We start from the raw sequence: 26,250 nt of genomic DNA on the forward strand, positions 1-26,250 counted from the left end.
CCGCTTAGCACGCAAACGTATGTCATCATCCAAGTCTGTTAATTTTAAAGTCAAACTAGTGATTAAAAAAATAAAAAAACATCCCACTCAAATGAATTTTCTTCAATAAGTGGGATGCTTTTCTTTTACATTTTTGTTGTATAATACGCATTCAAATCTTGATAATACTTATTTAATGATGAGGTAGATACTCCAAACCATTCGGCAATTTCCTTCACGGTTAGTTGAAGCGGTTCAAATAAGGCATGCTCCTGACCGAATCGGATTGCGCCAGCTGCAATCGCTACCTCTTTCCGCGCATTCGGCTGCTGCTCTACTAAATAATCTTCGACAACTTCCAATAGTTTCTCGGAATCCCGTTCTTTTTCATTTAAAAACTCGATTGCTTTCAAAAGGACGCCCGACTCGAAATTGGTAAATTCTTCACCTTCGTATCCATCCTCACCAAGCAACTTCCAAAATGCCATGCCGTTTTCTTTTAAAAATACGTTCACGGATTGAGTTTGCTGCGTTTGGAACTGTTTCGCAAACTCCCTGAACACTGTTTGGTGATCCGTCGGGAAGAAAATCAAACTGGAAATCGCCAAATAGTGATTTTCCTTGGTCGTGCCATCCGGTAAAATGAAACAATAGAGATGAACACCGACAGGAACAGGCTTCTCACTTTCCCGTCTAAGGAAGATCGTTCCATCATTAAAAATGCTCTTCACAGTCAGATACTTATCTTCCACTTCGACGACCTCTCCGATGAAAGCACCCGGATTGTTCCAAGTGTCCAGTACGTCTAAGACAGATGGACGGACAATTTTCTTACGTTGCTTTTCCAAATAATTCGTCCAAATGTCCGGCTTGTGATGGAAGAAGAATTCATCCAGCACAATGGCTTCAATCATTTCTTCTACTAAATAGGTTGTCAGCTTCTCTTTCCACTGCTTTGCGATATCCAAATAAGCATGTACATCACGGCGTTCCGGATACTCTTCATAAAAGACCTGCAAGATTCTTTCCAATTCTTCCGCCTGCGCTGCTTCTATTGAAAATGTCGCTTTCGCTTCGCAACATTTCTTATATTTTTTTCCGCTACCACACGGACAAGGTTCATTACGACCTACCATACAAACACGTCCTTTAACTACTAAAAATCATAGTCAAGCTTAACATGTTTATATATAAAAATTAAGTAAAATAATACGGAGATTGACATCCATTTTATCTTAAAAATCAAAGTATTCTACCATTATGAGCTTCCTTAATCTTATTTGATTTGTAGTTTATTGAAATGATCAACGATTCCCATTGCACTTACTTCCATATCCAGCCTAATGATTTCCATTTCTTTGTGGTCATCTGCCACACCTTGCTCTTTTAAATGATTCTTTACACGTTTTAATAAACGGCTCGCCAGCAATTCAGGGCCACCTACTTCAGCCTGGACAGTTTGCGCTTCTTCCATGAAGACCGTTAGCCAGTCGGAAACTTGTCGTAGCGCTTGATCCGGTTCATCCGTCATTCCGTAATGTCCGTAGTAAATGGCATCCAGCTTCATCGCTAGCAGTCGGTCAATCGATTGTTGCATCGCTTCTGGATCGAATTGATTCGGTGATGTCGATGGCAGGTAGAGATGGACACCATCACGGTTCAATTGCGAATAACGGACACCGACTGTATCGCCCGTAAATACCCCATTGCTGACTGGATCATAGATGCTGAAATGATGTCTGGAATGGCCAGGCGTATCTAAAAATTCCAAAGTACACGCCGTACCAATTTTCAATGTATCCCCTTCCCCTTTAATGAGCAGTCGATCTTCAGGGACGGGTAGAATAGGATCGAATAACTCCGAAAACTTATCTCCATAGACAGCCTTTGCTCCGTCGATCAATCTTGCTGGATCTGCCAAATGCCGCGCTCCACGCGCATGCACAATCACTTGGGCATTTGGACAATCTTGTAGCAAGAGTCCAACCCCGCCTGCATGATCCAAATGGATGTGTGTGACAATGATATTTTTCACCTGATCGAGCGAAAACCCTAACGTTTGCAACCCATCTTTTACATGCTTCACGGACGGACTTGGACCAGTTTCTACAATGGTCAGTTCTTCTTCATTGATCACATACGTACCTGTCCGTTCCGGAACCCCCATATCATAGCCATCTATTAAATAGACTCTTTCGTTCAGTTGGATCAGTTCTTTTTTTGACATTCATGACTCCCCCTTTAAAGAGATAGATAAGTATAAACTTTCCATTAATTATAGCACATCACCTTACTTCCTGCCTTTTTGCTTACAGTCAAATTGTGTTTGTTTACATTCATAGGTAATTCGCCTGCACTCCTTGTTGTGTTGCTTGCAACTCAGGTTTTTCGAATCAATGCAAACTAATGCACAAGGCTATATTTGCCATAAAAACTATATGATTGCTACGCAATCTACGCCATGACGGAAAGGGGGCTTTCCTAGTATAATTAACATAGGTAATACAAATCCGTTGTTTTAATGGGTTTTGCCGAACCTGTCATAAAAACTGGATGAGCTTCTTATCTTTAGCGGTAAGCCGATTACGTCATCGAACGTGGAAATAAAATTTCTATTCTTCATAAGGAGCTCCATTACCTACTCTATTATTCGATGGAGGGATTCCAAATGGAAATCATGATCGAAACGTGTTGCGGTATCGACGTTCATCAAAAGACAATTGTCTGTTGTATTCTTGATGGTCCCTTAGATACGAATCGTCCTAAAAAGTATGAAAAAACTTTCGGCACCCGCACCCATGAATTACGCCAAGCACTTGACTGGTTGAATGACCATCAAGTAACGGACGTCTTTATGGAGAGTACCGGACAATACTGGTTACCTATCTTCAATATCTTTTCCGAAGCTTCCTTTCACATCACACTCGCCAACCCTCAACATATTAAGAATGTTCCGGGTCGGAAAACGGATACGAAAGATGCCGAATGGATTGCCCAATTGGGCCGATGTGGTCTCATTCAAGCATCTTATATTCCCGACCTGGAAGTCATGGAATTACGATTAATGACGAGACGCAGACAATCCTACATGCAAAAACGGACACAATCCAAAAATGAATTGCACAATGTGCTCCAACGGTCCAACGTTAAATTAACTGGCTACTTGTCCGATATCTTTTCGAAAACGGGACAAGCATTACTTCAATTATTTATCGATGGAGAAGTGTTAAGCATCGAACGGATTGAGGCCTGTATGCACGGGCGGGTTAAGGCATCTGCCCAAGATTTATTAACAGCTATGGATGGAAAATTAAGCACTACTAATCGTCGATTATTAGACGATTCACTGGATGAATATCGCTTTTATTCACGCAAGATTGAGCAAATTGAACAAGAGATAGAACTCTATATTTTGGAACACTTTCCAGAGGAGTACGTGCTACTGATGGAAATTCCCGGTGTCAAAAAACAGTGTGCCGCTGTTATTTTAGGAGAAATTGGCCCAAATGTAGAGGCCTTTCAAACAGTTGGGCACTTAGCTTCTTGGGCTGGGGTTTCCCCGGGGTCTAACGAAAGTGCAGGGAAGAAAAAAAGTTCACACATCACCCAAGGGAATAAGTACCTGAAAACTGCCCTATTTTCAAGTGGCGGTATGGCTGGACGATCAAGAGATCCTGCTTTTAGTTCATTATATAATCGCATTTCCGCTCGCGGTTCGAAGATGAAAGCAGTCGTTGCTTGTGGGCATAAATTATTGAGGATTATTTATAAAGTGTTATCAGAAGGAGTCCATTATGACAAAGAAAAAGCCCTCGGATTGCGGCAACAATCGAAGGGCCATCTCTCAATTTAAAAAAATTTTCGCATGTCTATTATAACATGGGGAGTGCTTTTTTTCGCTTTTTTTGCATTTTCTCCCGGGTTTCTTTCAAATAAAAAACAACCGTTATAAAACGGCTGCTGTCAAAGGTAATTCTTATTTCACTTCTTCCCCTTCGCGTCTAAAGAAACCGTAAATCCCCACAGTTTGAACGATGTTCGTGAAGGCATTCGGATCGACTTCCTTAATAATCGTTTCCAAATCATACAGTTCATAGCGCGTAATGACGAGGTACATCATGCTCTTATCTTCTCCTGTGTAAGCACCTTTAGCGGGAAGAATGGTAATGCCGCGCACCATTTTTTGATGGATCGCCTGTTGCAACTCATCCGCTTTACGTGTCACGATCATAGCCGTCACCTTTTCATGGCGTGTATGAATCATATCGATGACTGCCGTTGTTACATATAATGTCAGCATCGTATATAACGCATTTTCGGGCTCATATACGATTCCGGCAAATACGATGATGATGCCGTTCAGAATGAGAAAATATGTGCCGATCGGTTTATCTTGCAATCGTGATAACACCATCGCCACAATATCCATTCCTCCTGTTGAAGCACCCAATTTCAACGATAATCCGATACCGACTCCAGCAATGACTCCACCAAATACGGCATTTAAAATAATATCGTTTGAAACAGACAAGACCGGTAAAATTTCCATAAAAAGCGTTGCAAAGATAACAGAAACAATGCTATAGATGGTAAATCCTCTTCCCACTTTGAACCATCCAAGTATGATCACAGGAATGTTGAAGATGAATAAGAGGATTCCAGTGCCAATCGAAATGTCCAGATAATCTGCAAAGACACTAGAAGTCAGCTGTGCAGCACCTGCAAATCCGCTTGAATAGACATTGGCATTGATCAAGAAAAAGTTAAGTGATATAGCCAATAAGAATGATCCGAAAATCACGACGGCTATCCGCTTTGCTTCAATAAAAAACATAGTTACCTCCTACTGGTGTGAATGACGGTAAATCGAAATATTTTTCGCCCATCCAGCCTGTAAATCTTTAGAGACCTATTGTACCGAATTTCTCATCAAAATGGTACATTAATGAATGCAAAAAAGTACCAAGTAAGCGATTATCTCAACAAAAAGAAAAAGCCCCCCATCTGATCATACCGTCTAATCAGATGGAAGGCGCAATTACGAGATTTCACAGCATTTTCAACAAAGCTTCTTCCCCACTCATTCCTACGTGGATTCCTAATTGTTCCGCTTCCAATGTCACCGATTCCAGCGGTGCCTTCAACAATTGCTCGATGGTTTTTACACCGACTGCTCGCCCCGCGATGATTTTTCGATCTTGCAGCACTGTATTCAACAGCCCGACATCCAACGCACCGCACATAATATAGCCTTTATCATTCGAAACGGTTAACAAAGTTGTTTTCGGTAAGCGAACTGTCACCGCCGTATACATACTTCCTTCCAGTACTATAGGCTCCATTGAAATCATCTCAGCCACCCCTTTCCTCTCTATACATATGGGGAAAGAGAGGAAGTTGTTAAAAGGACCTTATGAATGGGCGCGGGTAGTGAACTGCTTTACTTGTTCTCATCATGCTTTCTCTTTTTCTCTTCTTTCTTCCTTTCTTTTTCTTTTTTCCGTTCCTCTTTCTTTTTTTCCTTTTCGTGCTTCTTTTTTTCTTTTTCTTTTCGTTTCTCTTTCTTCTTATCCTTCTTGTCTTTCTCTTTCTCTTTCTCCTTCTCTCTCTCCTTCATCCTCTTTTTCTGTTTTTCCAGTTCCTTTTTCTGTTTCTCGACCAGTGGTAGTACAAATGCTTTACTAGGGTATTCACTAATGGATTTCGACAAGACTTGTTGGAAAATTGGTGGTACCGTGTAACTGCTCGTTGTCGTCAAATAGTGTTCGGCATCGGTTTTATCATACCCTAACCAAATCGCCCCTACGATATCAGGGGTATAGCCAACAAACCAATGATCCTTTGAACCATCTGAACCTGAAAAAGGTAGCTGGGTTGTACCGGTTTTACCGGCTACTTCCAAGCCGGAAATTTGCGCTTTCTTGGCTGTTCCGGTCTCCACAGCACCAAGCAACATATAGGTGATTTTCTGGGCAACTTCCGGTTCTGTCACTTGGACAGATGTTTCGCGCCATTTCCCGATGATCTTACCTTCAGCATCTTTGATTTCCGTAATGGCATGGGCTTCCATCATTACCCCGTCATTCGGAAAAGCTGAAAAAGCTTGAGCCATCAACAGCGGGGATGTCCCCTGATGCAAGCCCCCTAAAGCTAAGCCGAGATTCGCATCATTGTCATCCAAAGGAATTCCGAACCGTTCAACAGCACGTACGCCTTCCTCAATGCCAATTTCATGTAAAAGCCGGACGGGAGGAATATTATACGAATTGACGAGCGCATCATACATAGTGACTTGCCCACGAAATTGTCTATCAAAATTTTGTGGCGAATAGCCATCAATATTAAGCGGTGCATCATCAAGTAAATCAGAAATTTCATAACCCTTTTCCAATGCAGGCGTGTAAGCCGCAATCGGTTTCAATGCGGATCCTGGCTGTCTGACTAACTCGGTCGCATTGTTAAAACGTCCATACGTATAGTCTCCCCTTCCGCCGACAAGTGCTTGAATGCCACCCGTTTTTGGATTCAAGAAGATTCCACCACTTTGGATAAGTTGATCTGGCTTACTAGCAGGAAAATTGTTATCATCTCGATAGACTTCTTCAACCGCATCTTGAATGACAGGATTCAATTCTGTATAAATATGTAGGCCACCAGCTAGCACTTCATTTTTTGTCAAACCATACTTCGTTACCGCCTCGTCAACGATATGATCTATATAATACGGGTATTTCCCTGTATAATTCGGCAATGTTTTATCTGCCAACAAGATTTTCTCTTCGATTGCCCGTTCATAATCAGCCTGGGTAATATAGCCTTCGCTTTTCATCAAAGACAACACGATATTTCTTCTCTTGATCGATTTCTCCATGTTTTTATAAGGAGATAAGTGGGACGGCGCTTTAATCACACCCGCTAATGTGGCGGATTCGTTTAAGGTTAATTGGCTAACATCTTTTCCGAAATAGACAAGTGCAGCACGTTGAACGCCCCATGCCCCTTCACCAAAATAGATTTGATTTAAATAACGTTCCAGTATTTCATCTTTAGAGTAGTCCCGCTCAATCTTTTTAGTCAGAATCAGTTCTTTGAGTTTCCGCTTATATGTACGTTCGTGAGTTAAAAACACATTTTTTGAAAGCTGTTGCGTGATTGTACTGCCTCCAGCAACCACTTCCCCTGTAAACAAATTTTGCGTGAATGCCCGTGCAATACCGAAGTAATTGATGCCGTTATGTCTATAAAAATGTTGGTCCTCAGTAGAAATGATCGCCTCTATCAGCTCTTTTGGAATTTGTTCCAAACGAACACCTTCGATTTTAGAATGCGAAATCTTACTAGCAATCTCACCGTTTTGATCATAAATAAAGGTCGGTCTTGGTTCCGGTTCTTCCAATTTACTGACATCACTTGAACGAATGAATAAGTTCAAGATCAATAGACCACACAGAAGTACGCCAATACCACTGATGAAAAGTAACTTTATCAGCTTTTTAGTTTTAAACCATCCCCTTAATCTATCAAACCTTTTCCATTGTTGCCTTTGTTCCATTCTTCCCAAATGAATTCCACCTTTTTCATCGCAAAATAATTGAAGAAAGCCATTGCTTCTTTCAATACAAAACTTCATTTTAGCATATTATTCGCATCAAAAAGTGAAACTTTCTTTGGCTTCAATCGTAAAATAGGTTAGACTAGGTATGATGGATGTACTTTAAGTTCATACGAAATTGATGGAGGGTATAGAACATGAAAAAATTATTTGCGGCATTACTCGTGCTAACGCTTCTTGTATCACCGATCGGAAACTATGTTTTCAATGATCACCCGACTGCAGAAGCAAAACGCTACAAATCAGGGAAGAAAAGCTTCAACACCAATAATAGCAACAATAACCAAACGAACCAAATCAACAAATCGAACAGCCAAACAAAAAAGGACGACTCTTCGACGACTGCTGCCAAATCGTCCAATACGAACAATAAAGGCGGCGGCTTCATGAATGGCGGTCTGATGAAAGGCCTATTCATCGGTGGTCTTGCCGGCTTGCTATTCGGTGGTCTTTTTGCCAATATGGGCATGCTCGGATCGATCCTTGGCTTTGCAATCAATGCCATCGCGATTATCCTGATTGTCGTCATCATCAAGAAAATCTTTGACCTGATGAAAGCTAAAAAGAAAAAAGAGGAAGTTAACCCATGGAACAGCTAATGATTCCGGAACAAGACATTATCAATGCCATTTGCCTTTATTACGCCCGTAAAAAATATGCCCTACCTGAAGATGTGGAAGTGGAGCTTTTCTACGATGATGAGGACGCACAACCCTTCTCTGCAGAAGCTACGGTAAACGGACAGCAACAAGTGTTCATGACTTCGGACATCATTGCGGCATTACGTTTATGGATTGAGGAATATATGAACAAAGATCCTTTCGCAACAAGCATCGATCTACAATTCGATGAAGAAGAAGGGATTGTCGCAGCAATCGATTAAAGCGACTTCCATAGAAAAAAACAGCCATTCAATTTGCATGGCTGTTTTTCTTTATCACTTATTTGGTGAAACGAGCGCATATCTTTCCCATCGTCTACTTTTCCATCGGAAGTACATAATGGTTGCGCGTACCCATTCATCTGCCGCAATGGCGAGCCATACACCAACGAGTCCAAGGTCCAATTGGAAAACTAACAGATAACCTAATGGTAAACTCATGGCGACCATCGAAAAAGCTCCGATGATGACAGGGTATTTTGCATCCCCCGCTGCACGTAATGAATTAATAATGACGATATTCATCGTCCGCCCCGTTTCCAGTACAATACTGAGCAACAAGACGGTCGCTCCTATTTCAACGACGGTCGAATTATCCGTAAACAGTTTCAATAACGGATAGCGGAAAATCATGACAAGTGCGACCATACATAGTGTGAATAGCAATGCCCACTTCACACTCTTCCAGACACTTTTGTATGCCTCTTCCTTTTCATCACCGCCCACTAGACGTCCGACAATAATGGCAGTACCCATCCCGATTGCAATAGCAAATAAATACGTAAACATCGAGATATTCACGGCATACTGCCTAGCTGCCAATGATTCCGCCCCTAAATAAGTGACGTAATACAAAAAGACAATTTGACAGCCTTGGTACATAATTTGTTCAAACGCGGATGGTATGCCGATCTGTAATATTTTCCCTATATATTCTTTTGACAACGTAATATAATAGCGCAACTCCACACGGTACTCCATCACTCGATAAAGCAGCCAGAAAAACACAATCATCGCGAGTAAACGGCTAACGACCGAAGAAATCGCTGCCCCTTGCACACCTAGTTCCGGAAACCCGAACTTCCCAAAAATGAGCAAATAATTCCCCACGACGTGAAAAATATTCATCCCTAACGAAACAAGCATCGTCTGCTTCGTAAAGCCATGGACACGAATGATCGCAGCCAATGAATTGATGATGGCTTGCAGGAAAATCGCCCCACCTACAATGATCAGATATTTGGTGGCATAGTCCAGCACATCACCTTGCAAATTCATGGCGATCATAATATGTCTTGAAAAGATAACAAAAAGTACACTCATCAAAAGCCCAACAATCAAATTCAATGTAACTGCCAGTGCTGAAATTTTGGATGCTTCGATAAATCTTTTCGATCCCAAGTATTGTGAGACGACAATCGCCGCCCCATTCCCGACCACTTCAAGCACGAGAATGGCAATATGGATATACTGATTCGCCGCTCCCACACCCGACACCGCATCATCAGACAATGCACTCAACATGAATGTATCCGCGATGCCCATTAACATAAAAAGAAAAACTTCCAAAAAGATCGGCCACGTCAAATGAAATAAATTTAACTTTTGGCCGATGTCTTGTTTTCCTGCAGTCGCTGCCATACTAACTCCTTCTTTTTCCAATCCGTATTCAAATAAAAATATCTTACCATAGAATTTGAACAGCGACTATAAAAAATTTAGATGGAGGCACTTCCTTTTTCTAACTAAAATCTCCACAGTAAAAATCACAATCGTTCGGGTAAACTTAGTTTCCTATTCTTCCTTTACTCCAGTTGAAAATCTTCCACATTAAAATAAGAAACAAAAAATAGCCTACAAGCGAATAGCTAGAGTTCCATTGATCGGTATGGCTGAAAAAGCCCCATTGCACCGCAAGTTTCTCAATGATTGCCGCGAAGATTGCAAGAAGGAAAATAAAAACAAGTCTGCCCCATTTCGGCATGTTGTCGATAATGAAAAGGAATAACCACGTATAAAAAGGAAGTATCAATAATGTAAAGGCGATATTAATCGAAAAAATATCTGGAAAAGGACGTACCGGAAAGCTATACATATTTATCCCAACAAAAATTAAATCTAAATAGGTTCCTAGCAAACAAGCAACGACCAAAGCAGGCAAGTATAAAAGGACATTACGGGAAAATCGTCGTTTTGGCGATTGCCGCAAGTTCGAGCTTTTCAAGTGTTTCACAATACTCCCCCTCTATCTTGCCCTTCACCGCTATTTTTTCTTCCCTCAGATATTCAATCATATACCAGTGTTCATACCAATCACCCTGTTCGGCCTCGGTGTGGTTGACATTCTTCCATGCATACTCAAGCTTCGGGCTGAATAAACGAAGCGCGCCTTTTTTTATTTGGCAAGATTTTATCCTTCTTGATAGAGAAGCTCCAGGTACTCCCTCGTTTAAATCATTAAAGACTTCCGGCCAATAATCCTTCCGCGAACCTGTATGTGGATGAGCGATTGCCCAGCGATAAACGGCCTCAAACAAATCCCTTTCGCCAAACAACAATTGATAGAGCCTCTTTCCTAGCATAATCCGCTCATGAAGGGAACCGAAATGATGGAGCGTCAGCCCAATAAGCGAAGCCCTTCCTTCCGGCTCACGATGATCATGGTATGGAAACAAAATATGATTAACAGATAGAAAATCTTGTAACACGAACTCCAATGTCTGAAAAACATTTTTCTTGTATAAAGGATTTTGAATGATCCTGTTTTCCAAATAATTTTGTTCATTAATCACAAGAGCAATCGCAAGCAAATAACAATCTCTTTCTCTCCAAAAATGATTCCAAATCACTTCCATAAATCGAGAGACATGCAAATAAGGCAACAAATAAAACAAATTCCGATTTCGGGATTTACTTTCGGCATAGAGTAAAAATTGAGGGTAAGCATCTTGGAATATCAGCCAGTTCCCCCGCTCCAAAAAAGAGAAAAAATCTCGTTTCGTCTGTTTCTGCATAAGCTTGGAAAGGAACTCTCCATTTAAATCCGTCATATTCCATCCGCCATTCCTGGATACCATATGACCGAGAAATGCCCAGTGAATTTCCGGATGAAGCGAATAGAAATCAAGATAAGCTTTCGTTCTTGTCTTATTATTGCTATTCAGCCGCTCCGTTTGGAAACGAATCGATTGAAGAAGCGACCGATCGTCACGGGACAAGTCTTGTTCATCTCGAAGTGGTTGACGTTTGTCATTCTTTAAATCCGCTTTAATGGCAAGATATTTTTCCGGGAGCCTCCATTTTCCACCTATCCTTTTAAAACTTGTAAACATCGGTCTCCTCCGCCCCGCGTTATACCGTCATACATCCTAATGAACAGCTGTATATATGTATATGAACGATCTTGACAGAGGGAGATGAGGATGCGTTGAAATACGATACGAAACCCGTTATGAGCCGATTGATACAACAACTGATTCATGAGCAGCAAGCAGACGGCTCATGGGATTACCCCTTTGAAACCGGTATCTCTACAGATGCCTATATGATTATCTTATTGAGAACGTTGGAAATAAATGACGAAGACTTAATTGTCCAATTGACAGAAAGAATTTTTAACAAACAGGAGATAAACGGTGCGTGGAAACTTTTTTACGATGAAGATAGAGGAAACGTCTCTGCGACGGTGGAAGCCTACTATTCCCTTCTCTACTCTGGCTATGTGAGCAAAGAAGACAATCGAATTGTAGCCGCAAAAGAGTTCATCCTAGCAAACGGCGGTCTTGAAAAATCGCATCTGTTCACAAAAATCATGCTGGCGTTAACCGGCCAATATCCGTGGCCCGCTTATTTTCCGATACCAATTGAGATGATTCTTCTGCCCCTTCACTTCCCGATCAATTTCTATGATTTTTCCGTGTATGGAAGGGCGAACATCGCGCCGATCATGATATTGGCAAATAAGAAATACATCAAAACAACTAAACGAAGTCCCGATTTATCTGACCTTCTCCTTTCAAATGAAACCGATGAGTTCTTTGACAAGAAAGACATCGAAGAAATTTTTTCGTTGATTGATCAAGGTCTTAAACAGTTACTCGGCCTGCCTCACATGATCCAATCGCTCGCCATCCGTCGGACCAAACAATATATGCTCCGGCATATCGAGCCGGACGGAACCCTTTACAGTTATTTCAGTTCTACATTCCTGATGATCTTTGCGCTGCTCTCTCTTGGGCATTCCACTAAAGATCCGATCATTGTTAAAGCTGTCCAAGGATTGAAAGCCATGAAATGTACGATTCAGGGACATACGCATATGCAATATACAACTGCTACAGTGTGGAATACCGCTTTAATCAGCCACGTCCTTCAATTTGCAAACGTTCCTGCTTCTGCATCGGTCATCCAAAAGGCAAATCAATACTTAATCCATCGGCAGCAGTCTAACTATGGTGACTGGGCGATTCACAATCCCGGTGTACTTCCCGGAGGATGGGGATTCTCAGCCAGTAATACGATGAACCCGGATGTAGACGACACAACCGCTTCGCTTAGGGCGATTGTCCGACTGGCCCAATCGGATCCCCACTTTCATCAAGCATGGAACAGAGGTGTCCATTGGATCATTTCGATGCAAAACAAGGACGGTGGATGGTCTTCTTTTGAAAAAAATGTGGACCTTCCCTTCTTAAACTTACTGCCGATCGAAGGTGGACAATTTTTATTGACCGATCCTAGCAGTGCCGATTTAACCGGCAGAACACTTGAATTCCTAGGTGGGTACACGAATTTGCCTCACAATCATGGAATTATGAAAAATGGAATTGAATGGCTCGCGCATCACCAAGAAAAAGACGGATCATGGTACGGCCGCTGGGGAATTTGTTATATATACGGCACATGGGCAGCCATTACCGGGCTTATTGCTTCAGGCGTAAGCAAAGAAAATCCAGTGATCCAAAAAGCTGTCCGCTGGCTTCTTGCCATCCAAAACCCCGACGGTGGATGGGGCGAATCTTGTAAAAGCGATATCGCCTTTTCATACGTGCCGCTTGGTTCCAGCAATACCACTCAAACAGCTTGGGCATTAGACGCACTTATGGCTGTTTCAGAACAGATCACACCGGAAATAAATGCAGGGATCGCCTATCTTCTAGAGTCCATTCATAAAAACGATTGGACCCTTTCCTATCCGGTTGGGCAAGGGATGGGAGGCGCTTTCTATATCCACTATCATAGCTATCACATTATTTTTCCTTTGCTTGCGCTTGCTCGTTATCAAAAGAAATTCCAAGAGTATTAGCCTGCAAGTCGTATAAGTTGGTTGTGGTGAATCAATTACGCCTCGGCGTAATTGCGTCCAGATTTTGAATCGAGCTTGCTCGATTAACTCCTTTCAAAATCTGTGACATCCGCCGGAGGCTTTATCTTTGTTCAGCGGCGTTTAGAAACCCGCTGAACAGGAAACAAAACTGCATTCATCTCGCCACCTATAGAGATGGGATTTTTCTGCTGAATAAAGATAAAATGCATGGACGTCATACGAGCGGAGGACAATACATGAGTTCTATATTTGCCTATATCTTTTTAGGGGTATCGATGGCTGCGCCGATTGGCCCCGTTAAGAGTGTCCTATTAAACAAGGGGTTGAAGCATGGTTTTTTTCATGCTTGGTTTTTTAGTCTTGGGGCAATCACAACAGACATCATGTATATGCTCATTGTCTATTTTGGCGTAGGCCAATTTATCGAATCACCTTTATTAAAAATCATTCTTTGGTCATTCGGCTGTTTTGTACTTTTGTATACAGGCATAGAAAATTTACTTTCCGAACAAAAAATCGACATGATATCGAAATCCCGAAAAAGAGTCCGGCTTAGACAATCCATTTTGTCCGGTTTCTTAATGTCTTTATTAAATCCATTGACTATCCTTTTTTGGCTGGGGATCTATGGGTCCATCCTCGCGAAAAATGCTGGAGTCGCTACGGGCTTTGAAATTATTTTGATCAGTGCCGCGATATTGTTTGGCATTAGTATCGTTGATCTCACCATGTCTTTTCTATCCGGTGGAGCGAGAAAATTATTATCCACCAAGCTTTTGAAATGGGTCTCCATTATTTCATCCGTTTCCATGATCGGATTCGGAATTTACTTTGGCATCCAGGCATTTCAGGCGTTATTTTGATATGCCGGCAAACTGCGAAAAGAAGAGAGTTGCACTATCACATTGAATGCATAAAAAGTCTAAGCAAGGAAACCATACCTTTGATCGTCAAAATGAGGGTGAGTCGAGGTGTGGTGTATTAATGGAAAAAAGCGTTAATAAAGTCAGTGTATGGTGTATCGTGAGTTTGGCTTCAATCCCTCTCATCATGACACTTGGGAACTCCATGCTTATCCCTGTTCTACCAATACTCGAAGATAAAGTCGGAATCACTTCCTTCCAATCGAGTATGATCATTACGAGCTATTCAGTTGCAGCTATTTTTCTTATACCAGTTGCCGGTTATTTATCGGACCGGTTCGGGCGAAAAAAAGTGATCTTGCCGAGCCTGATCTTCGCTTTGATCGGGGGGCTCATTGCCGGGTTTGCTTCCTGGAAAATGGATGAGCCCTACATGATGATCATCGTCGGAAGGATTCTTCAGGGTATTGGGGCGGCTGGTGCCATGCCCATCGTTTTGCCGCTCGTGGGAGATCTCTACAAAGATGATGATGAAAAAACGAGTTCCTGTTTAGGGATTATTGAGACATCGAATACCTTTGGAAAAGTGTTAGCCCCCATACTGGGTTCAGTATTTGCCGCTTTTCTATGGTTTCTGCCTTTCTTCTCCATCTCGGCACTCAGTTTAATTTCCATTGCACTCATCTTTTTCTTTGTAAAAGCACCCAAAGAAGAAGATGAGCCCGTAAAGTTTAAGGAGTTTTTAAGTAACACAAAAAAAGTATTCAAAGTGGAAGGTAAATGGTTGTATACCGTATTTCTAAATGGAGTCCTTGTTATGCTGATTTTATTCAGCATGCTATTTTTTTTATCGGAAAATCTTGAAAGTGCTCATGATATTAAAGGCATTAAAAAAGGGTTTGTTCTAGCCATTCCGCTGTTGTTACTTTGTATTGCTTCTTTTATTTCCGGTCGGAAAATTAAAGGCAATCTGAAGACGATTAAAAAGTACATGGTCTTTTGCTTGATCGGTATGTCCATTAGCGTCATCTTCGTCGGATTTACGAGCAAAAAACTGATCCTTCTATTAGTCGTAACGAGCATTGTGGGAATAGCGATTGGTGCATTACTACCTGCGCTTGACGCCATCATAACAGAGAATATCGAAAAGGAATTAAGAGGCACAATCTCTTCCTTTTATAGTTCGGCAAGATTTATCGGCGTAGCAGCCGGTCCCCCTATCATGTCACTCGCCATGAAGAATTTTTTGAATGCCAGCTATATCCTAGCAGGTGTCCTCGGCGCAATATTATTATTTATTGTTTTTAAATGCATCAAAGTCGATGAAATCGAAAAAACAAATAAAACCACCTAAAAAAGAACCAGTTCAATGCTGAACTGGTCTTTTTATCTTTGTGAAATTCTCCAATCTTTTCCTTCATGCAGTTGTACAAGTAACCCCCTTTGAATATGATGCAAAGACGTCATTTTAAAGGAGGACTTTTATGCATTCAATAGCCGCCTACATCTTTTTGGGCGTATCGTTAGCTGCGCCCATTGGTCCTGTTAACGCTGCACAGTTAGATACAGGCATTAAGAACGGGTTTTTTCATGCTTGGATTTTTGGCATTGGCGCTTTAACCGCGGACGTATTGTATATGATGATGGTATATTTCGGGATCGGTCAAGTCATTGAGTATCCCCTTGTTCAAATCATTCTTTGGTCATTCGGCTGCTTTGTACTTACATATACAGGCATTGAAAGTTTACTTTCGCTACATAAAATCGAGCTGGATGTCGGATTCGGTAAAAAGGTTCAGCTAAAGCGTTCATTTACAGCGGGATTTTTCATGTCGCTCTTAAATCCTTTGACGATTCTCTTTTGGCTTGGGATTTATGGATCGGTGCTTGCAGAAGCAACGGTAACCTTTTCTGGCAATCAAATCCTCATGAATAGCGTGGCCATTATAGTCGGTATCATTCTATGGGATACCATAATGGCCACGATATCGAGTGGTGCCCGTAAAGTACTGTCCACCAAGTTCCTGAAAATCATCTCTGTCATTTCTTCCCTATCTATTATCGGGTTCGGAATATACTTTGGCATTCAGGCATTTCATGCACTTTTTTGAGTCTCTTCTTTCTTCCATTTTTTCTTTAAAATTAAAACAATACCCCCAATAATCGCCAGGAATATTAGGCTAATAAAAAATCCTGGTCGACTTGTTTTATGGAGCAATGTTCCGCTGACCGCTGCTAGCACCAACAGCACTCCAATGACTCTTTTCACTTTATCTACCGTCGTTGGTTCGATCAACCTGTGATACATGACTAAAATGAACAGCCAATTATAAAGAAGCATTAATGCTGCTGCAGTCGTTATATATTCGTACACTTTGTCAGGCAATAATAAGGAAGTGACAATGGATAGAACAAGCCCGATTGAAGTTAGTGCAATCGCCGGTAACGGCATTTTAAGTTTCTTTTTCATTTGTTTACTGAATATTTTAGGGGCATCTCCATCTTCCGATATGGTTACAAGTATCGTCGTAACCGAAAAAAGGGATGCAGACATCGTTGAAAATCCGGCAATAATGATGGCAGCCGTGAATACATGGGGAAAAAAACTGATATCATTTACACCTGACAAAGCCTCGACAAAAGGACTCTTATTCTCCCTGAACTGATCAAAAGGCAACAGCAATAACGCCAATGACAGTGCGGTAACGTAAATGATCGCAAGCAAACCTAACATGACTTTTCCCGATTTAGGGGCATCTTCCTTCTTTTTCAAATGGATGGCCATGACACCCATCACTTCGATTCCACCATGTGCATAAAAGGCGAAAATGAGGGCACTCCAAAAACCGATGATTCCCTTTGGAAAAAATTCATCGACAGACCGAGGGATCCCTTCCTTCGGATTACCATCAAGCACCCCGGTCAGCGCTAAAATGGCAATGACAATAAACATAAAAATGGCGGCAATTTTCATCACCGCATAGACGCTTTCCAACTTCCCGAATGCTTTTGCACCGATAAACAGAACAATGAGGCCGCACACGGCATATATGCATGCAAAAATCCATAATTTTACATCAGGAAACCAAAATTTAGACAAAAGTGAAATTGCAGTAAGCTGACTGCCAATGATCAATATTTCAGAACACCAGTATACCCACCCACTGCTAAAGCCGGCCCAACGTCCATACGCTTTTTTGGCATATGTGCGAAAGGATCCCTTCTGCGGGTCATTCGCGGACATTTTCGCCAATGCTTCAAACACAATATACGTTGCACTTGCAGCCAGGATGAAGGCAAGTATGACAGAAGGTCCCGTCATTTTAATCGCGATACTTGAAGCTAGGAAAAACCCTGTACCAATAATGCAACCTACACCAATAAGGGATAATTGCCACCAGGCAAGACTTGCTGTTTCGTCTTGACCATCTGCCGTTTTTTTCCCCATTCCTACACCTCCACATAAAAGTAGCCTTCCACAAGCAAATGGATTTATGTGTGAGTGCAACGACAAAAACACTGGAAACCCGACGATTGGATTCCAGTGTTTTTTAACTTGATTCAGCAGAAGTTCCCCATTTCCATAAGTGGCGGGATGAATGCCAGAAGGCATTTTAATCAGAGGGAGTCCAAACTCCCTGTAGCTGACGCTTCGCTTACAGTACAAAAGGATTTGCTGAATAGAGGAACTCAGGCTAAGGTCGCCGCGTCCTGCGGCAACGCCTGAGTGACTAACATCCTGTTGGCCCAAGCCTCCGGCGGATGCCACAGATTTTGAAAGGAGTTAATTGCGAATCGAACAACGAAGGGTTCGATTTGCCGTATTTCTGTGTTTTTTGGAGAAATTAAGGCACTTAGATAAGCGCAATTCAAAATCTGGACGCAATTACGCCGATGCGTAATTGATTTTTTATTATGGATTAAAGTACGGATTTTAAATTAAGTTGTCTTTGCCATTTTTCCAACCATTCGGCGGATTGTGCGAATAACTCGTCCTCGAATCGGTAACTTGAAAATGTATGATCAGCATTTTCAATATAATGTGTGCTCACTTCTTTGGATTGTCCTCTTTGTTGTAAGGATTTCAAATAACGGACAGTATGTTCTTTCGGGATATCTTCATCTTCTTTTGCATGGATGATCAATGCCTCGCCATCATAAGAACGGATTGCCTCAAGAGGTTGATGGTTTTTCAAATCATTTAAAAAGGAACGGCTGACATAGAAGCCTTGATAATCCACTTTCCCGCTTCTATTTGCAATGCTCACTGCCCGTTCACCTAAAATCTCTGTAATATCTTCGTATGGAATACCGACAGCGGACCATAAAACAAGTTTGCGAATCCGTCGATCCCGAGAAGCCGTTAACGCAGCGACCGCTCCGCCAAGACTATGACCGATCAAAATGATGTTCTGCTCATCGATCGCGTTCAATTTCGATACATAATTCAAAACCGTTTGTACTTCATCCAACTGATTCGTGACCGTCACATCGACATAATCACCGTCACTTTCCCCACAGCCGCTAAAATCAAAACGGAAAACCCCAAATCCTTTTCCCGTGAAATAACGCGCTGCTTTGACAAATAACCGATGTTCTCCAACCTTACTCCCAATAAACCCGTGCAATAGAACAATGAGCGGCACCTTTTCATGCTGTTTTCTTTCCGGCAGATGAAGCACACCAGATAACTGTAGATGATTATGGTTAATTGAAACGGATTGATTGATCATATTCAACTTCCTTTCAATATTATCTTCAATTTAAATTAAACATATCTATTTACTAGGTATTATACGTAATGATAACCGAACCGTCAATCAAATTGTGTTTGATGAACAAAATGCGGTTCCATTTTGGGTGTCATCATCTGTTTCCATTGTAACAAATAGTTCATATAAATTCGGGAATGCTATCTCATGAAGGTTTCCTAAAAAAATGAAGGAGGACAACAATGCCTAAATTTACCCCAAGACCGAACGATACGGACACGACTGTCAATCGGATGAAGAAAACAATCAGTAATATGGAAGCTGCAGAAGCAGCGATGGAATTTGCGGAAGGGACAGAACGCGCCGCCATCAAAGCGAAAAACGAACGACGGAAAGAGAGCATCGAAGGGATGCAAGAAGAGATTCGTGAGGAAAAGGATTCCCTGAAATAAAACTTGCCGGGTACCAAGACAATCTCGAATTGTGCAGGTACCTGGCACAAAACTTATACCGAAGTCACAAAAAATAAGCTTTAAATAACGCTTGATTATTAACGGAATATTTACATAACTTATTGATAGTTATTTCATCAGCTTGAATCAATAATACACCTAGAATCTTATTTGTTCTTTCTGAATCATTAAGATTTATTACAATTTCATCCCAAACTCTTTTATGAATATAGAAAAACTGATTGAATTGTATCAATTTCCTCATCTTCTCTTTTGCAGTCATATTCTGAAAAGCGGCGAAAAACTCTTTATCTCTTTCCAGTAATTTTTCAACAAATTCTTTTACCATTACGATTCCATCTTCCAAATTCGGATGAATCTTGTCCCCATGTTTCCACAAGATCAAATCCTCTACAGCTGTTATCGCATAGTGAATCCTTTTCACCTCTTCATCCTCTGAATCCTTATCAAACTTTGCATGGAAATCTTCTAACAAAGTAGTTAAATCTCTATCTTTCTCAATTACTTTATCAATGAGCAGATCTATATTACAAAGGTGCCCTAGCTGATCACGCAAAATACAGACCACCTCTTCGAAGGTTAAATTAGATTTCATCTCTTCTCGAAAACCTGACATTTGTAACAGTGTCTTCCCTAACATAGAATTGACGGTTTCAGGCTCGTCCGAATTTGGAGCGTTAATCTTTGTAGGTATCAAGTCAGTTAGACTTCTATCGTTTGTTGGCCACTCCATCGACAATACTGATTTTGCAAACTTTTGGGCGTCATAGTTACAGCCAGCGGGATCAAGTACACATAATTCACAGGCATCCTCTAAACGGAATCCTTGATCGAGATAATTGGAAAGCTCTGTTGCGAATCCAAATGTTCCGATCTTGTATTTTTTAAACTGGGAAAGATAATAAGTAGCAATCGTTTCATAGCTGAAGTGCATTCGGACCAACTCACCAAGTTCCCTATCTTGTTCCCGCATTGTCAAATCCATGAAAACTTCCAATGCAGCGGCTTCATCTTTTAGTTCTTGCTTTATTCTCATCAATAGCTTTCCATTATTGGCACGCTCGGTCAACTCGATCGGTTTTTTCAGAATCGAATTTGCCCATTTCAACGCTTTTTCCATCTGACCAATCGAGATATCCCCGTATACCATCGCATGTTGCGGAAACCGACTTTCAATCAGACAAGCGATGGCAAGCAGTGGAATATGAAAAGGCTCGCCTTGCGTTTTTGCGTCAAATACATGAACCTTATTTACCTTTAACTGTTTCAGCTGCTCATTTATCCCAGGATAATCATAGATGGATGAAAACAAGATATCCTCACAATTCCCACCTCGTCCACAATACTCCCGATAATATTGAAGATCTTTTACAAGCACAAATGATTCTGCTATTTTTAGTGATTGTTCATCGCCAATTGTATGCCACCCGATCTGATTATCTGCAAACGGTATCGCTCTTTCTTCAGTCCGCGTAACATACTGCCAATTACAATGATAGGTTTGATCATCAAAAATACTGTCCAAAAATGGATAGCCATTTATGATTTCAAGCGTTTCTTCATACACCTTTTCCCACTCTGATGCGTCAATATGATCCGGCATAATATCTAGAAAAATCATGACACCCATTTGAGATTTCCTCCCTTACTGAATTTTCAAAATGGATTTCTCAACCTCTACAACAGACAACAACATTTACTCTCCCCTCATAGCGGAACATATGTTCTCACTAGTCAAGCAACTATCTTTCTATTCAAACAAATAAACTCCACCTATTCAGCAATTGCTGGATGGGTGGAGTTTATTTTCATGTAAATTTTACGGTGACTTTTCACTTTTTATCATACTTCTCTAGATAATCCGCCCGCCACTGTTTCCGTTCTTTGTCATTCAACTGGGTTTCAAGCGTTTCATCCCAACGCTGCAAAAGCGTATTCCAAACACGGACATAAAATAAGTCCTCGGATTTGTCATACAATTGAAATTCAAGACAAGGTATATGAACGGTTTGTTCGGCTGTTGCGGATGTAATATCTGATACGACAATTTGGGTATTGCCTTCGTCAGATTCCACATCCATCGCTTGAAGTGCATTACGCAGTGCTGAATCTTCTAGCGAGTCGATTTCCCAATTGTTGAATTCATCATTCCAGCGATACACTTCGAGTTCTTTTAAAGGATCCGGCTTTATATCTCCTTGCAGCAAGTTTTGATGGCAAGGACTGAAAAGCGCCTTTTTCGTGGCGCTTTCCGGTTCATGGACAAAAATACCCGTTGCAAGTTGCTGAACACCTTTCTCCGTCAATCCAAATGTCAGTCCTTTTTTTTCAATGATTTTCGTTCTTGTCATCAGGCTGATCAAATCGTTGATAAAAAGGGGATCCACAAGTAGAAGTTCACTTAGCTCCTCAGCAGTTTCAATAGTCCCCTTTTGGAAAGCGATGAGCATCATTTTCATCAAAATATCCATCTTCGTCCGCTTCACTGTTTGGAATGCAATTTCAATGGAATGGACAGGTAAACGCCATGTCAAAGACCTGACGAGTGTCACATTCAAATCCTGTTGAAGTTCCCTTGTTAACTGCCTTTTCAAATCATCCATTATCCTTGCACATTCCCTTCTACATTCCTTAAGCCATTTTTCTTTTGCACATCATTTAGTAAACGGCCATACATTTCCCTCGAACCGATATGTTTTGTCCGCTCGGTGAACATTTCCGAGCTCCCGACAATGATGAGTAATTCCCGCGCACGGGATAAAGCGACATTGAGCCTTCGATAGTCTTTTGCAAAACCGATGTCTCCGCTCTTATCGGAATGATTCCGTACAAAACTTAAAATGATGACGTCCATTTCCATCCCTTGAAACTTGTCCACAGATCCCGTTCTGCAATGCAGATGCTGCGGCAGTAGTTCTTGATGAATCAACCGATCGATCCGCTTGACCTGTTCGCCATAAAAGCTGATGACCCCTACGCTCTTTTGTGCTTCTGGCGCCATTCTACCTGCTGCCTTTGCCCGTTCAGTGGCAATATCCAAATCCTGTAGAAGATCTCGGATCCGACTCAATTCGGACTGGTTGAAACGGCTTGTGCCGCCTTTCATCTTCTCTTCGAAGAATTCAGGTTCATTTGGCATATCGAACCACAGTAAATGGTCATTCCGCTTTACATAACGGGATTCCAACAAATGATCACGCATTGTATCGGAATCTGTCAATCCGCATCGAAGGCGATAATCTCCTTCCGCATAAAAAGGCGTAATGGTTTCCATAATGCTTTCATGCATCCGGTATTGGATGGCAAGCATCGTTTTGTTTTGCTTCGGCAACGTTCTGAATAGCCGTTCGAATAGCGATTCATTCAACAGCTTCGCCAATTCCTGCTTCTCTTCACGATCGTCAATTTCTTCCAGGAATTCCTCCATCGTTTCTTGTCCGACAAGAGGTGGCAACTGATGATGATCGCCGACTAAAATGATTTTTTTCCCTTTTAACATCGGCAGCAATAATTCTGGCGGTGTCGCTTTCGATACTTCGTCGATAATGACAACATCAAATGTTGGATATTCTTCCATGAAGTCACGCCGAGCCGAGGCGACACAAGTTGTACCGATGACATTGGCATGTCGTACATACAATTTCCGGATTTCATCGAGATCATAGTCATTGGCACCCTCGAGAAGGGTAAGCCATTCTTGCTGCAAGGCCTGCGTCATCGGTAAACGGGCTTTTTCAAGTTCCAACTGTTCGACTGTTTGGGTAAGTGTATCGATTTCCGTCAGCGTTTCTTGACGTTGCACTTCGGGTTGCTGTGCAATGATTTCTTTCAGACTCGCAAGATGCAGTTTTTGTTCCTCGATTTCTGCGCTCCCTTTTTCAATTTCTTTGTTCAATTCATCAACGTCAGCCGAATGGCTATTGATTTGTTCGTTGAGTTCTTCGACTTTGTGCTTCTTCTGTTCGAGTTCTAACGTATATTGTGCGAGCATCGCTTTCGTTTCTTGATAGGCTGCATAAACCTGCTCTTTTTCAACCAACTCTTCTTTCAGATTGTCGATCGACGTTTTTTCATCGACTATTCCAAGTTGCACAAGCAGTTTGGAGCTCTGTTGCTGAAGGTCGGTCAGTTCCATTTGCAAGTGTTCGGTATCTTTTTGCAAAGTGTTGCTTTCTTTTTCAATTGTATAGACGGATTCCTTCACGGACGCGATTGTTTCTGCATGAATGATCGCATACCGTTTTTTTGAGTCCTCAATCATGTGATGCACATGCTGAAAACCGGCACCTGTCGTTTTAGCGTAACTCATTCGTTCATGCAAAATATCTCGTGCAATCGCGATTTTTTCAAGTGTGTCGTATTTTTCCGCAGAGTAATTGCGGGTCGCCAAAATGTGCTTTGTTGACGGGTTGACTAAAAATCGTCCTGTTTGGTCAATCAACTGATGAATATCCTTCACAGTCGTATATTTTTGGTTAGGGGGTCGTCGCGTCGCCGGACTTCTAAAACCATTTTGATTGAGCAGAAGCTGCAGACGTTCAATTGCGATTTCCAAACGGTTCGTCAGTTCCCTCCACTCTGCATACGTCCCGGTTGAGGCATCGGTTTTAATACTCTGAATCAGCTGGGTCAACTCGGTAATTTTTTGTGCGGTGGCAAATGGAGGTAGAAATGATGCCAACTCCAATTTCTCCTGTAAGACGGTCAATTTGCTAACCGATTGGAGTTCTTGCCCTAATCTATTCAAATCGGCGGTTTGACGCTGATTCCGTTCGAGTGTTTGTTGAATTGTTGCAAGCGTATGGACCGTCTCTCCAATCTGTTGCAATGTTTGACGATAGGTGACGAGTTGTCGGAGTCTTTCGATGTCTCGCGCAAGTTCTTCCATTTGTTCAACCGTTTCTTGGCGCATAGACTTTGACTCGATTTCCCGTTCGAGATGGTCGATCCGTTCCATCCACTCATTGACCGTTTGTTGCAATTTCTCTTGGCTATCGATCGTTTGATTACGCTCGTCCATTGAGAGCTCCACATTTTTCGTTAGCTTATCGATTTCAGTGGAACGTTCACTATATTCTCCCTCCGCCGCTTTTTTCAATTTCACTTGCTCTTCCAGCGAGGACAATCTTACTTGAAGTGCTTGTAATTGCTTTTCATGATCTTTTAGTTCGTTTTCCAACTGTGACTCCCTTTGTGTATGGGCTTCAAGTTGTTCATGGACTGCCTGTAATGTCTGTTCTTTCCAATTCAAAGCGACATTTTCTTCGATAAACTTTTTGCCCTCTTCCTCTATGCTCTCCGTCCGTCCATATCGTAAAATCCGGATGTCTTGGTGAGAAAACAAACGGCCAAGCGCATTATCGACCGCCAGATTCGCTTGGGAGGCAACGAGTGTACGTAATCCCGCTTTGACATTTTGATAGCAAATTTCCGAAATGACCGTTGTTTTTCCTGTTCCCGGTGGTCCTTGAATAACATAGAGATCATTGGCAGTCATTGCACCAACGACCGCCTCTTGTTGGAATTCATTCAAATTATTATGGAATTCGAGGTTTTTCTTCGTCTTCGCAATACGAACAACGGGCCGCTCTTCAAAAAGCACTTTTTCTAAATTCGGATTCGCTGCAAGTCCATCTTGCAGATCTTTAAATCCTTTTCGTAATCGCCTTACTTGGCTCAGTTCAGCAAAATTGCTGAAAATAACTTCCTTAAGTGCTTTGGGATGCCATTGGTTCTTTCTTGCCAACTCTTGATAAGGTCGATTCAATTCAATTTCAATAACACTTTTGGACCGATCGACTTTACTCACATTCCCTATATCTTGTGAAGTCCCTTTCTTTTTGGCACTAAACCCTTTAATCGCCTGCCAATCCTCGCCTTTCAACCCTTTACAGACAAGACGGACCTTACTGAAGTTTTCATTGAGACTTGCATGTGTAATCGTAGCCACCACATCTTCAACATCTGCATTCCGCTCTTGGATGCGCAAATATCCTTCCCAACTGGCAATCCGTTTCTTTACATACTCTGACCGTTCTTCGGCAATCGGCAGCTCCCGTAAACCTGTATACAATTCAACAGGCATGGAGGCACCCGAATTACGTCCTGTTTGAAACTTCAGCCGTACCGCTAAACGGCGGTTTGTCCGAACCGGCTCCCTTTTACCTCTAACGTGAAAACCGGTTGCCAGAAAACCATCAGGCTTATAAACACATTCCATGACCGCCACGCGATCATCGAGCCGTTTGGCTAATGCGTCATTCGTTTGGTTGTCAAAGAAAAAGGAAAACGACTGATTACCTTGTCTGTTTTCCGGACGTTTTTCGATATGTACATCGAAGGCATCTTGCATTGAAAAAAATGCATGCTCATCCTTCGCAAATTTCGTAATACCTTTTCGTGCATTTTCCGTCACACCCAGTCCGCATCGTAAAACGTTTTGGGTGGATGTTTGTTGTGCCATTTTCTTGCCTTCTTTCTACAAACTCATCAAGTTCACATCTTTTCATTGTAGTCCATTTCCATCTCGATGTCCCGTACTTTACAAAGAGAGTAGCTGTAGGGTTAAATTCTTCCTTTACGTTTTACGCATTGTTCGGACTCGCCAACCATAGAGTAGTCATA

General features: G+C 41.7%; 21 protein-coding genes. 8 read left to right on the forward strand and 13 right to left on the reverse strand.

All coding sequences use genetic code 11. From position 1 onward, the window contains the following. Nucleotides 1-125: 125 nt before the first annotated feature. Nucleotides 126-1,115: an SEC-C metal-binding domain-containing protein gene (locus MHZ95_RS05120; protein WP_239389448.1), complete on the reverse strand. Its 990-nt coding sequence runs from the start codon at nucleotides 1,113-1,115 to the stop codon at nucleotides 126-128. Between the two features lie 140 nt (nucleotides 1,116-1,255). Next, nucleotides 1,256-2,206, reverse strand: a complete 951-nt coding sequence (locus MHZ95_RS05125) for an MBL fold metallo-hydrolase (RefSeq protein ID WP_239389449.1) — start codon at nucleotides 2,204-2,206, stop codon at nucleotides 1,256-1,258. A gap of 441 nt (nucleotides 2,207-2,647) precedes the next feature. Here MHZ95_RS05125 and MHZ95_RS05130 point away from each other — a divergent pair, with 441 nt between their 5' ends. Beyond that, nucleotides 2,648-3,832 (forward strand): IS110 family RNA-guided transposase, encoded by a 1,185-nt coding sequence (locus MHZ95_RS05130; protein ID WP_239389450.1) that lies wholly within the window; start codon nucleotides 2,648-2,650, stop codon nucleotides 3,830-3,832. Nucleotides 3,833-3,955: 123 nt separating this feature from the next. Here MHZ95_RS05130 and MHZ95_RS05135 read toward each other — a convergent pair whose 3' ends face one another. The 3 genes from MHZ95_RS05135 to MHZ95_RS05145 form a co-directional block, all read right to left on the reverse strand. Further along, complete coding sequence (locus MHZ95_RS05135) at nucleotides 3,956-4,813, reverse strand: YitT family protein (RefSeq protein ID WP_239389451.1); 858 nt, start codon at nucleotides 4,811-4,813, stop codon at nucleotides 3,956-3,958. A gap of 214 nt (nucleotides 4,814-5,027) precedes the next feature. Next, on the reverse strand, nucleotides 5,028-5,330 hold the full coding sequence (locus tag MHZ95_RS05140) for a YunC family protein (RefSeq protein WP_239389452.1): 303 nt from the start codon (nucleotides 5,328-5,330) through the stop codon (nucleotides 5,028-5,030). An 89-nt stretch (nucleotides 5,331-5,419) separates the two neighbouring features. Continuing rightward, nucleotides 5,420-7,531 (reverse strand): transglycosylase domain-containing protein, encoded by a 2,112-nt coding sequence (locus tag MHZ95_RS05145; protein WP_239389569.1) that lies wholly within the window; start codon nucleotides 7,529-7,531, stop codon nucleotides 5,420-5,422. A 197-nt stretch (nucleotides 7,532-7,728) separates the two neighbouring features. Here MHZ95_RS05145 and MHZ95_RS05150 point away from each other — a divergent pair, with 197 nt between their 5' ends. Together MHZ95_RS05150 and MHZ95_RS05155 are read left to right on the forward strand one after the other, a co-directional pair. After that, a complete protein-coding gene (locus tag MHZ95_RS05150; protein ID WP_239389453.1) occupies nucleotides 7,729-8,190 on the forward strand; it encodes a hypothetical protein in 462 nt (153 codons plus the stop codon). Beyond that, nucleotides 8,178-8,474, forward strand: coding sequence for a YxcD family protein (locus MHZ95_RS05155; protein ID WP_239389454.1), 297 nt, complete (start codon nucleotides 8,178-8,180; stop codon nucleotides 8,472-8,474). Before MHZ95_RS05150 ends, MHZ95_RS05155 begins: the two co-directional genes overlap by 13 nt. A 54-nt stretch (nucleotides 8,475-8,528) precedes the next feature. Here MHZ95_RS05155 and MHZ95_RS05160 read toward each other — a convergent pair whose 3' ends face one another. From MHZ95_RS05160 to MHZ95_RS05170, 3 genes are all read right to left on the reverse strand, one after another. Further along, nucleotides 8,529-9,893 carry an MATE family efflux transporter gene (locus MHZ95_RS05160; RefSeq protein ID WP_239389455.1) on the reverse strand — a complete coding sequence of 455 codons (1,365 nt, stop codon included), beginning with the start codon at nucleotides 9,891-9,893 and terminating at the stop codon, nucleotides 8,529-8,531. Between the two features lie 145 nt (nucleotides 9,894-10,038). Beyond that, nucleotides 10,039-10,485: a CBO0543 family protein gene (locus MHZ95_RS05165; protein WP_239389456.1), complete on the reverse strand. Its 447-nt coding sequence runs from the start codon at nucleotides 10,483-10,485 to the stop codon at nucleotides 10,039-10,041. Next, on the reverse strand, nucleotides 10,427-11,584 hold the full coding sequence (locus MHZ95_RS05170; protein ID WP_239389457.1) for a DUF2515 domain-containing protein: 1,158 nt from the start codon (nucleotides 11,582-11,584) through the stop codon (nucleotides 10,427-10,429). The genes MHZ95_RS05165 and MHZ95_RS05170 overlap by 59 nt, the downstream gene beginning before the upstream one ends. Nucleotides 11,585-11,703: 119 nt before the next feature. Between MHZ95_RS05170 and shc the strand changes: the two genes are divergently transcribed. The 4 genes from shc to MHZ95_RS05190 all read left to right on the forward strand — a co-directional run bounded on the left by shc (nucleotide 11,704) and on the right by MHZ95_RS05190 (nucleotide 16,552). Then, entirely contained in the window at nucleotides 11,704-13,557 is a 1,854-nt protein-coding gene (shc, locus tag MHZ95_RS05175; protein WP_239389570.1) for a squalene--hopene cyclase, read from the forward strand. A gap of 257 nt (nucleotides 13,558-13,814) precedes the next feature. Beyond that, nucleotides 13,815-14,441, forward strand: a complete 627-nt coding sequence (locus MHZ95_RS05180) for a LysE family transporter (protein ID WP_239389458.1) — start codon at nucleotides 13,815-13,817, stop codon at nucleotides 14,439-14,441. A 121-nt stretch (nucleotides 14,442-14,562) separates the two neighbouring features. Then, nucleotides 14,563-15,795 carry an MFS transporter gene (locus MHZ95_RS05185; protein ID WP_239389459.1) on the forward strand — a complete coding sequence of 411 codons (1,233 nt, stop codon included), beginning with the start codon at nucleotides 14,563-14,565 and terminating at the stop codon, nucleotides 15,793-15,795. 130 nt (nucleotides 15,796-15,925) lie between these two features. Beyond that, nucleotides 15,926-16,552 (forward strand): LysE family transporter, encoded by a 627-nt coding sequence (locus tag MHZ95_RS05190; protein ID WP_239389460.1) that lies wholly within the window; start codon nucleotides 15,926-15,928, stop codon nucleotides 16,550-16,552. On the opposite strand, the gene MHZ95_RS05195 is transcribed toward MHZ95_RS05190, so the two are convergent. Together MHZ95_RS05195 and MHZ95_RS05200 are read right to left on the reverse strand one after the other, a co-directional pair. Next, nucleotides 16,537-17,889, reverse strand: a complete 1,353-nt coding sequence (locus tag MHZ95_RS05195; protein ID WP_239389461.1) for an amino acid permease — start codon at nucleotides 17,887-17,889, stop codon at nucleotides 16,537-16,539. The genes MHZ95_RS05190 and MHZ95_RS05195 overlap by 16 nt on opposite strands. A 472-nt stretch (nucleotides 17,890-18,361) precedes the next feature. Then, on the reverse strand, nucleotides 18,362-19,174 hold the full coding sequence (locus tag MHZ95_RS05200) for an alpha/beta hydrolase (protein ID WP_239389462.1): 813 nt from the start codon (nucleotides 19,172-19,174) through the stop codon (nucleotides 18,362-18,364). Nucleotides 19,175-19,395: 221 nt separating this feature from the next. On the opposite strand from MHZ95_RS05200, the gene MHZ95_RS05205 reads away from it, so the two are divergent. Further along, nucleotides 19,396-19,605 carry a small, acid-soluble spore protein tlp gene (locus MHZ95_RS05205; protein WP_239389463.1) on the forward strand — a complete coding sequence of 70 codons (210 nt, stop codon included), beginning with the start codon at nucleotides 19,396-19,398 and terminating at the stop codon, nucleotides 19,603-19,605. A 64-nt stretch (nucleotides 19,606-19,669) separates the two neighbouring features. Here the strand turns inward: MHZ95_RS05205 and MHZ95_RS05210 are convergent, their stop codons facing one another. The 3 genes from MHZ95_RS05210 to MHZ95_RS05220 form a co-directional block, all read right to left on the reverse strand. Beyond that, nucleotides 19,670-21,256 (reverse strand): hypothetical protein, encoded by a 1,587-nt coding sequence (locus MHZ95_RS05210; RefSeq protein ID WP_239389464.1) that lies wholly within the window; start codon nucleotides 21,254-21,256, stop codon nucleotides 19,670-19,672. A gap of 202 nt (nucleotides 21,257-21,458) precedes the next feature. Beyond that, complete coding sequence (locus tag MHZ95_RS05215) at nucleotides 21,459-22,220, reverse strand: hypothetical protein (RefSeq protein WP_239389465.1); 762 nt, start codon at nucleotides 22,218-22,220, stop codon at nucleotides 21,459-21,461. A gap of 8 nt (nucleotides 22,221-22,228) precedes the next feature. Next, nucleotides 22,229-26,089: an AAA domain-containing protein gene (locus tag MHZ95_RS05220; RefSeq protein WP_239389466.1), complete on the reverse strand. Its 3,861-nt coding sequence runs from the start codon at nucleotides 26,087-26,089 to the stop codon at nucleotides 22,229-22,231. Between the last annotated feature and the right edge of the window lie 161 nt (nucleotides 26,090-26,250).

It is taken from the genome of Sporosarcina sp. ACRSM (genome assembly GCF_022346545.1).
In the GTDB taxonomy this organism is placed as follows: Bacteria; Bacillota; Bacilli; order Bacillales_A; family Planococcaceae; genus Sporosarcina.

Coding starts and splice junctions, on each gene's coding strand:
- MHZ95_RS05120 (WP_239389448.1), bottom strand. CDS start 1,115: ATGGTAGGTCGTAATGAACCTTGTCCGTGTGGTAGCGGAAAAAAATAT.
- MHZ95_RS05125 (WP_239389449.1), bottom strand. CDS start 2,206: ATGTCAAAAAAAGAACTGATCCAACTGAACGAAAGAGTCTATTTAATA.
- MHZ95_RS05130 (WP_239389450.1), top strand. CDS start 2,648: ATGGAAATCATGATCGAAACGTGTTGCGGTATCGACGTTCATCAAAAG.
- MHZ95_RS05135 (WP_239389451.1), bottom strand. CDS start 4,813: ATGTTTTTTATTGAAGCAAAGCGGATAGCCGTCGTGATTTTCGGATCA.
- MHZ95_RS05140 (WP_239389452.1), bottom strand. CDS start 5,330: ATGATTTCAATGGAGCCTATAGTACTGGAAGGAAGTATGTATACGGCG.
- MHZ95_RS05145 (WP_239389569.1), bottom strand. CDS start 7,531: ATGGAACAAAGGCAACAATGGAAAAGGTTTGATAGATTAAGGGGATGG.
- MHZ95_RS05150 (WP_239389453.1), top strand. CDS start 7,729: ATGAAAAAATTATTTGCGGCATTACTCGTGCTAACGCTTCTTGTATCA.
- MHZ95_RS05155 (WP_239389454.1), top strand. CDS start 8,178: ATGGAACAGCTAATGATTCCGGAACAAGACATTATCAATGCCATTTGC.
- MHZ95_RS05160 (WP_239389455.1), bottom strand. CDS start 9,893: ATGGCAGCGACTGCAGGAAAACAAGACATCGGCCAAAAGTTAAATTTA.
- MHZ95_RS05170 (WP_239389457.1), bottom strand. CDS start 11,584: ATGTTTACAAGTTTTAAAAGGATAGGTGGAAAATGGAGGCTCCCGGAA.
- shc (WP_239389570.1), top strand. CDS start 11,704: ATGAGCCGATTGATACAACAACTGATTCATGAGCAGCAAGCAGACGGC.
- MHZ95_RS05180 (WP_239389458.1), top strand. CDS start 13,815: ATGAGTTCTATATTTGCCTATATCTTTTTAGGGGTATCGATGGCTGCG.
- MHZ95_RS05185 (WP_239389459.1), top strand. CDS start 14,563: ATGGAAAAAAGCGTTAATAAAGTCAGTGTATGGTGTATCGTGAGTTTG.
- MHZ95_RS05190 (WP_239389460.1), top strand. CDS start 15,926: ATGCATTCAATAGCCGCCTACATCTTTTTGGGCGTATCGTTAGCTGCG.
- MHZ95_RS05195 (WP_239389461.1), bottom strand. CDS start 17,889: ATGGGGAAAAAAACGGCAGATGGTCAAGACGAAACAGCAAGTCTTGCC.
- MHZ95_RS05200 (WP_239389462.1), bottom strand. CDS start 19,174: ATGATCAATCAATCCGTTTCAATTAACCATAATCATCTACAGTTATCT.
- MHZ95_RS05205 (WP_239389463.1), top strand. CDS start 19,396: ATGCCTAAATTTACCCCAAGACCGAACGATACGGACACGACTGTCAAT.
- MHZ95_RS05210 (WP_239389464.1), bottom strand. CDS start 21,256: ATGGGTGTCATGATTTTTCTAGATATTATGCCGGATCATATTGACGCA.
- MHZ95_RS05220 (WP_239389466.1), bottom strand. CDS start 26,089: ATGGCACAACAAACATCCACCCAAAACGTTTTACGATGCGGACTGGGT.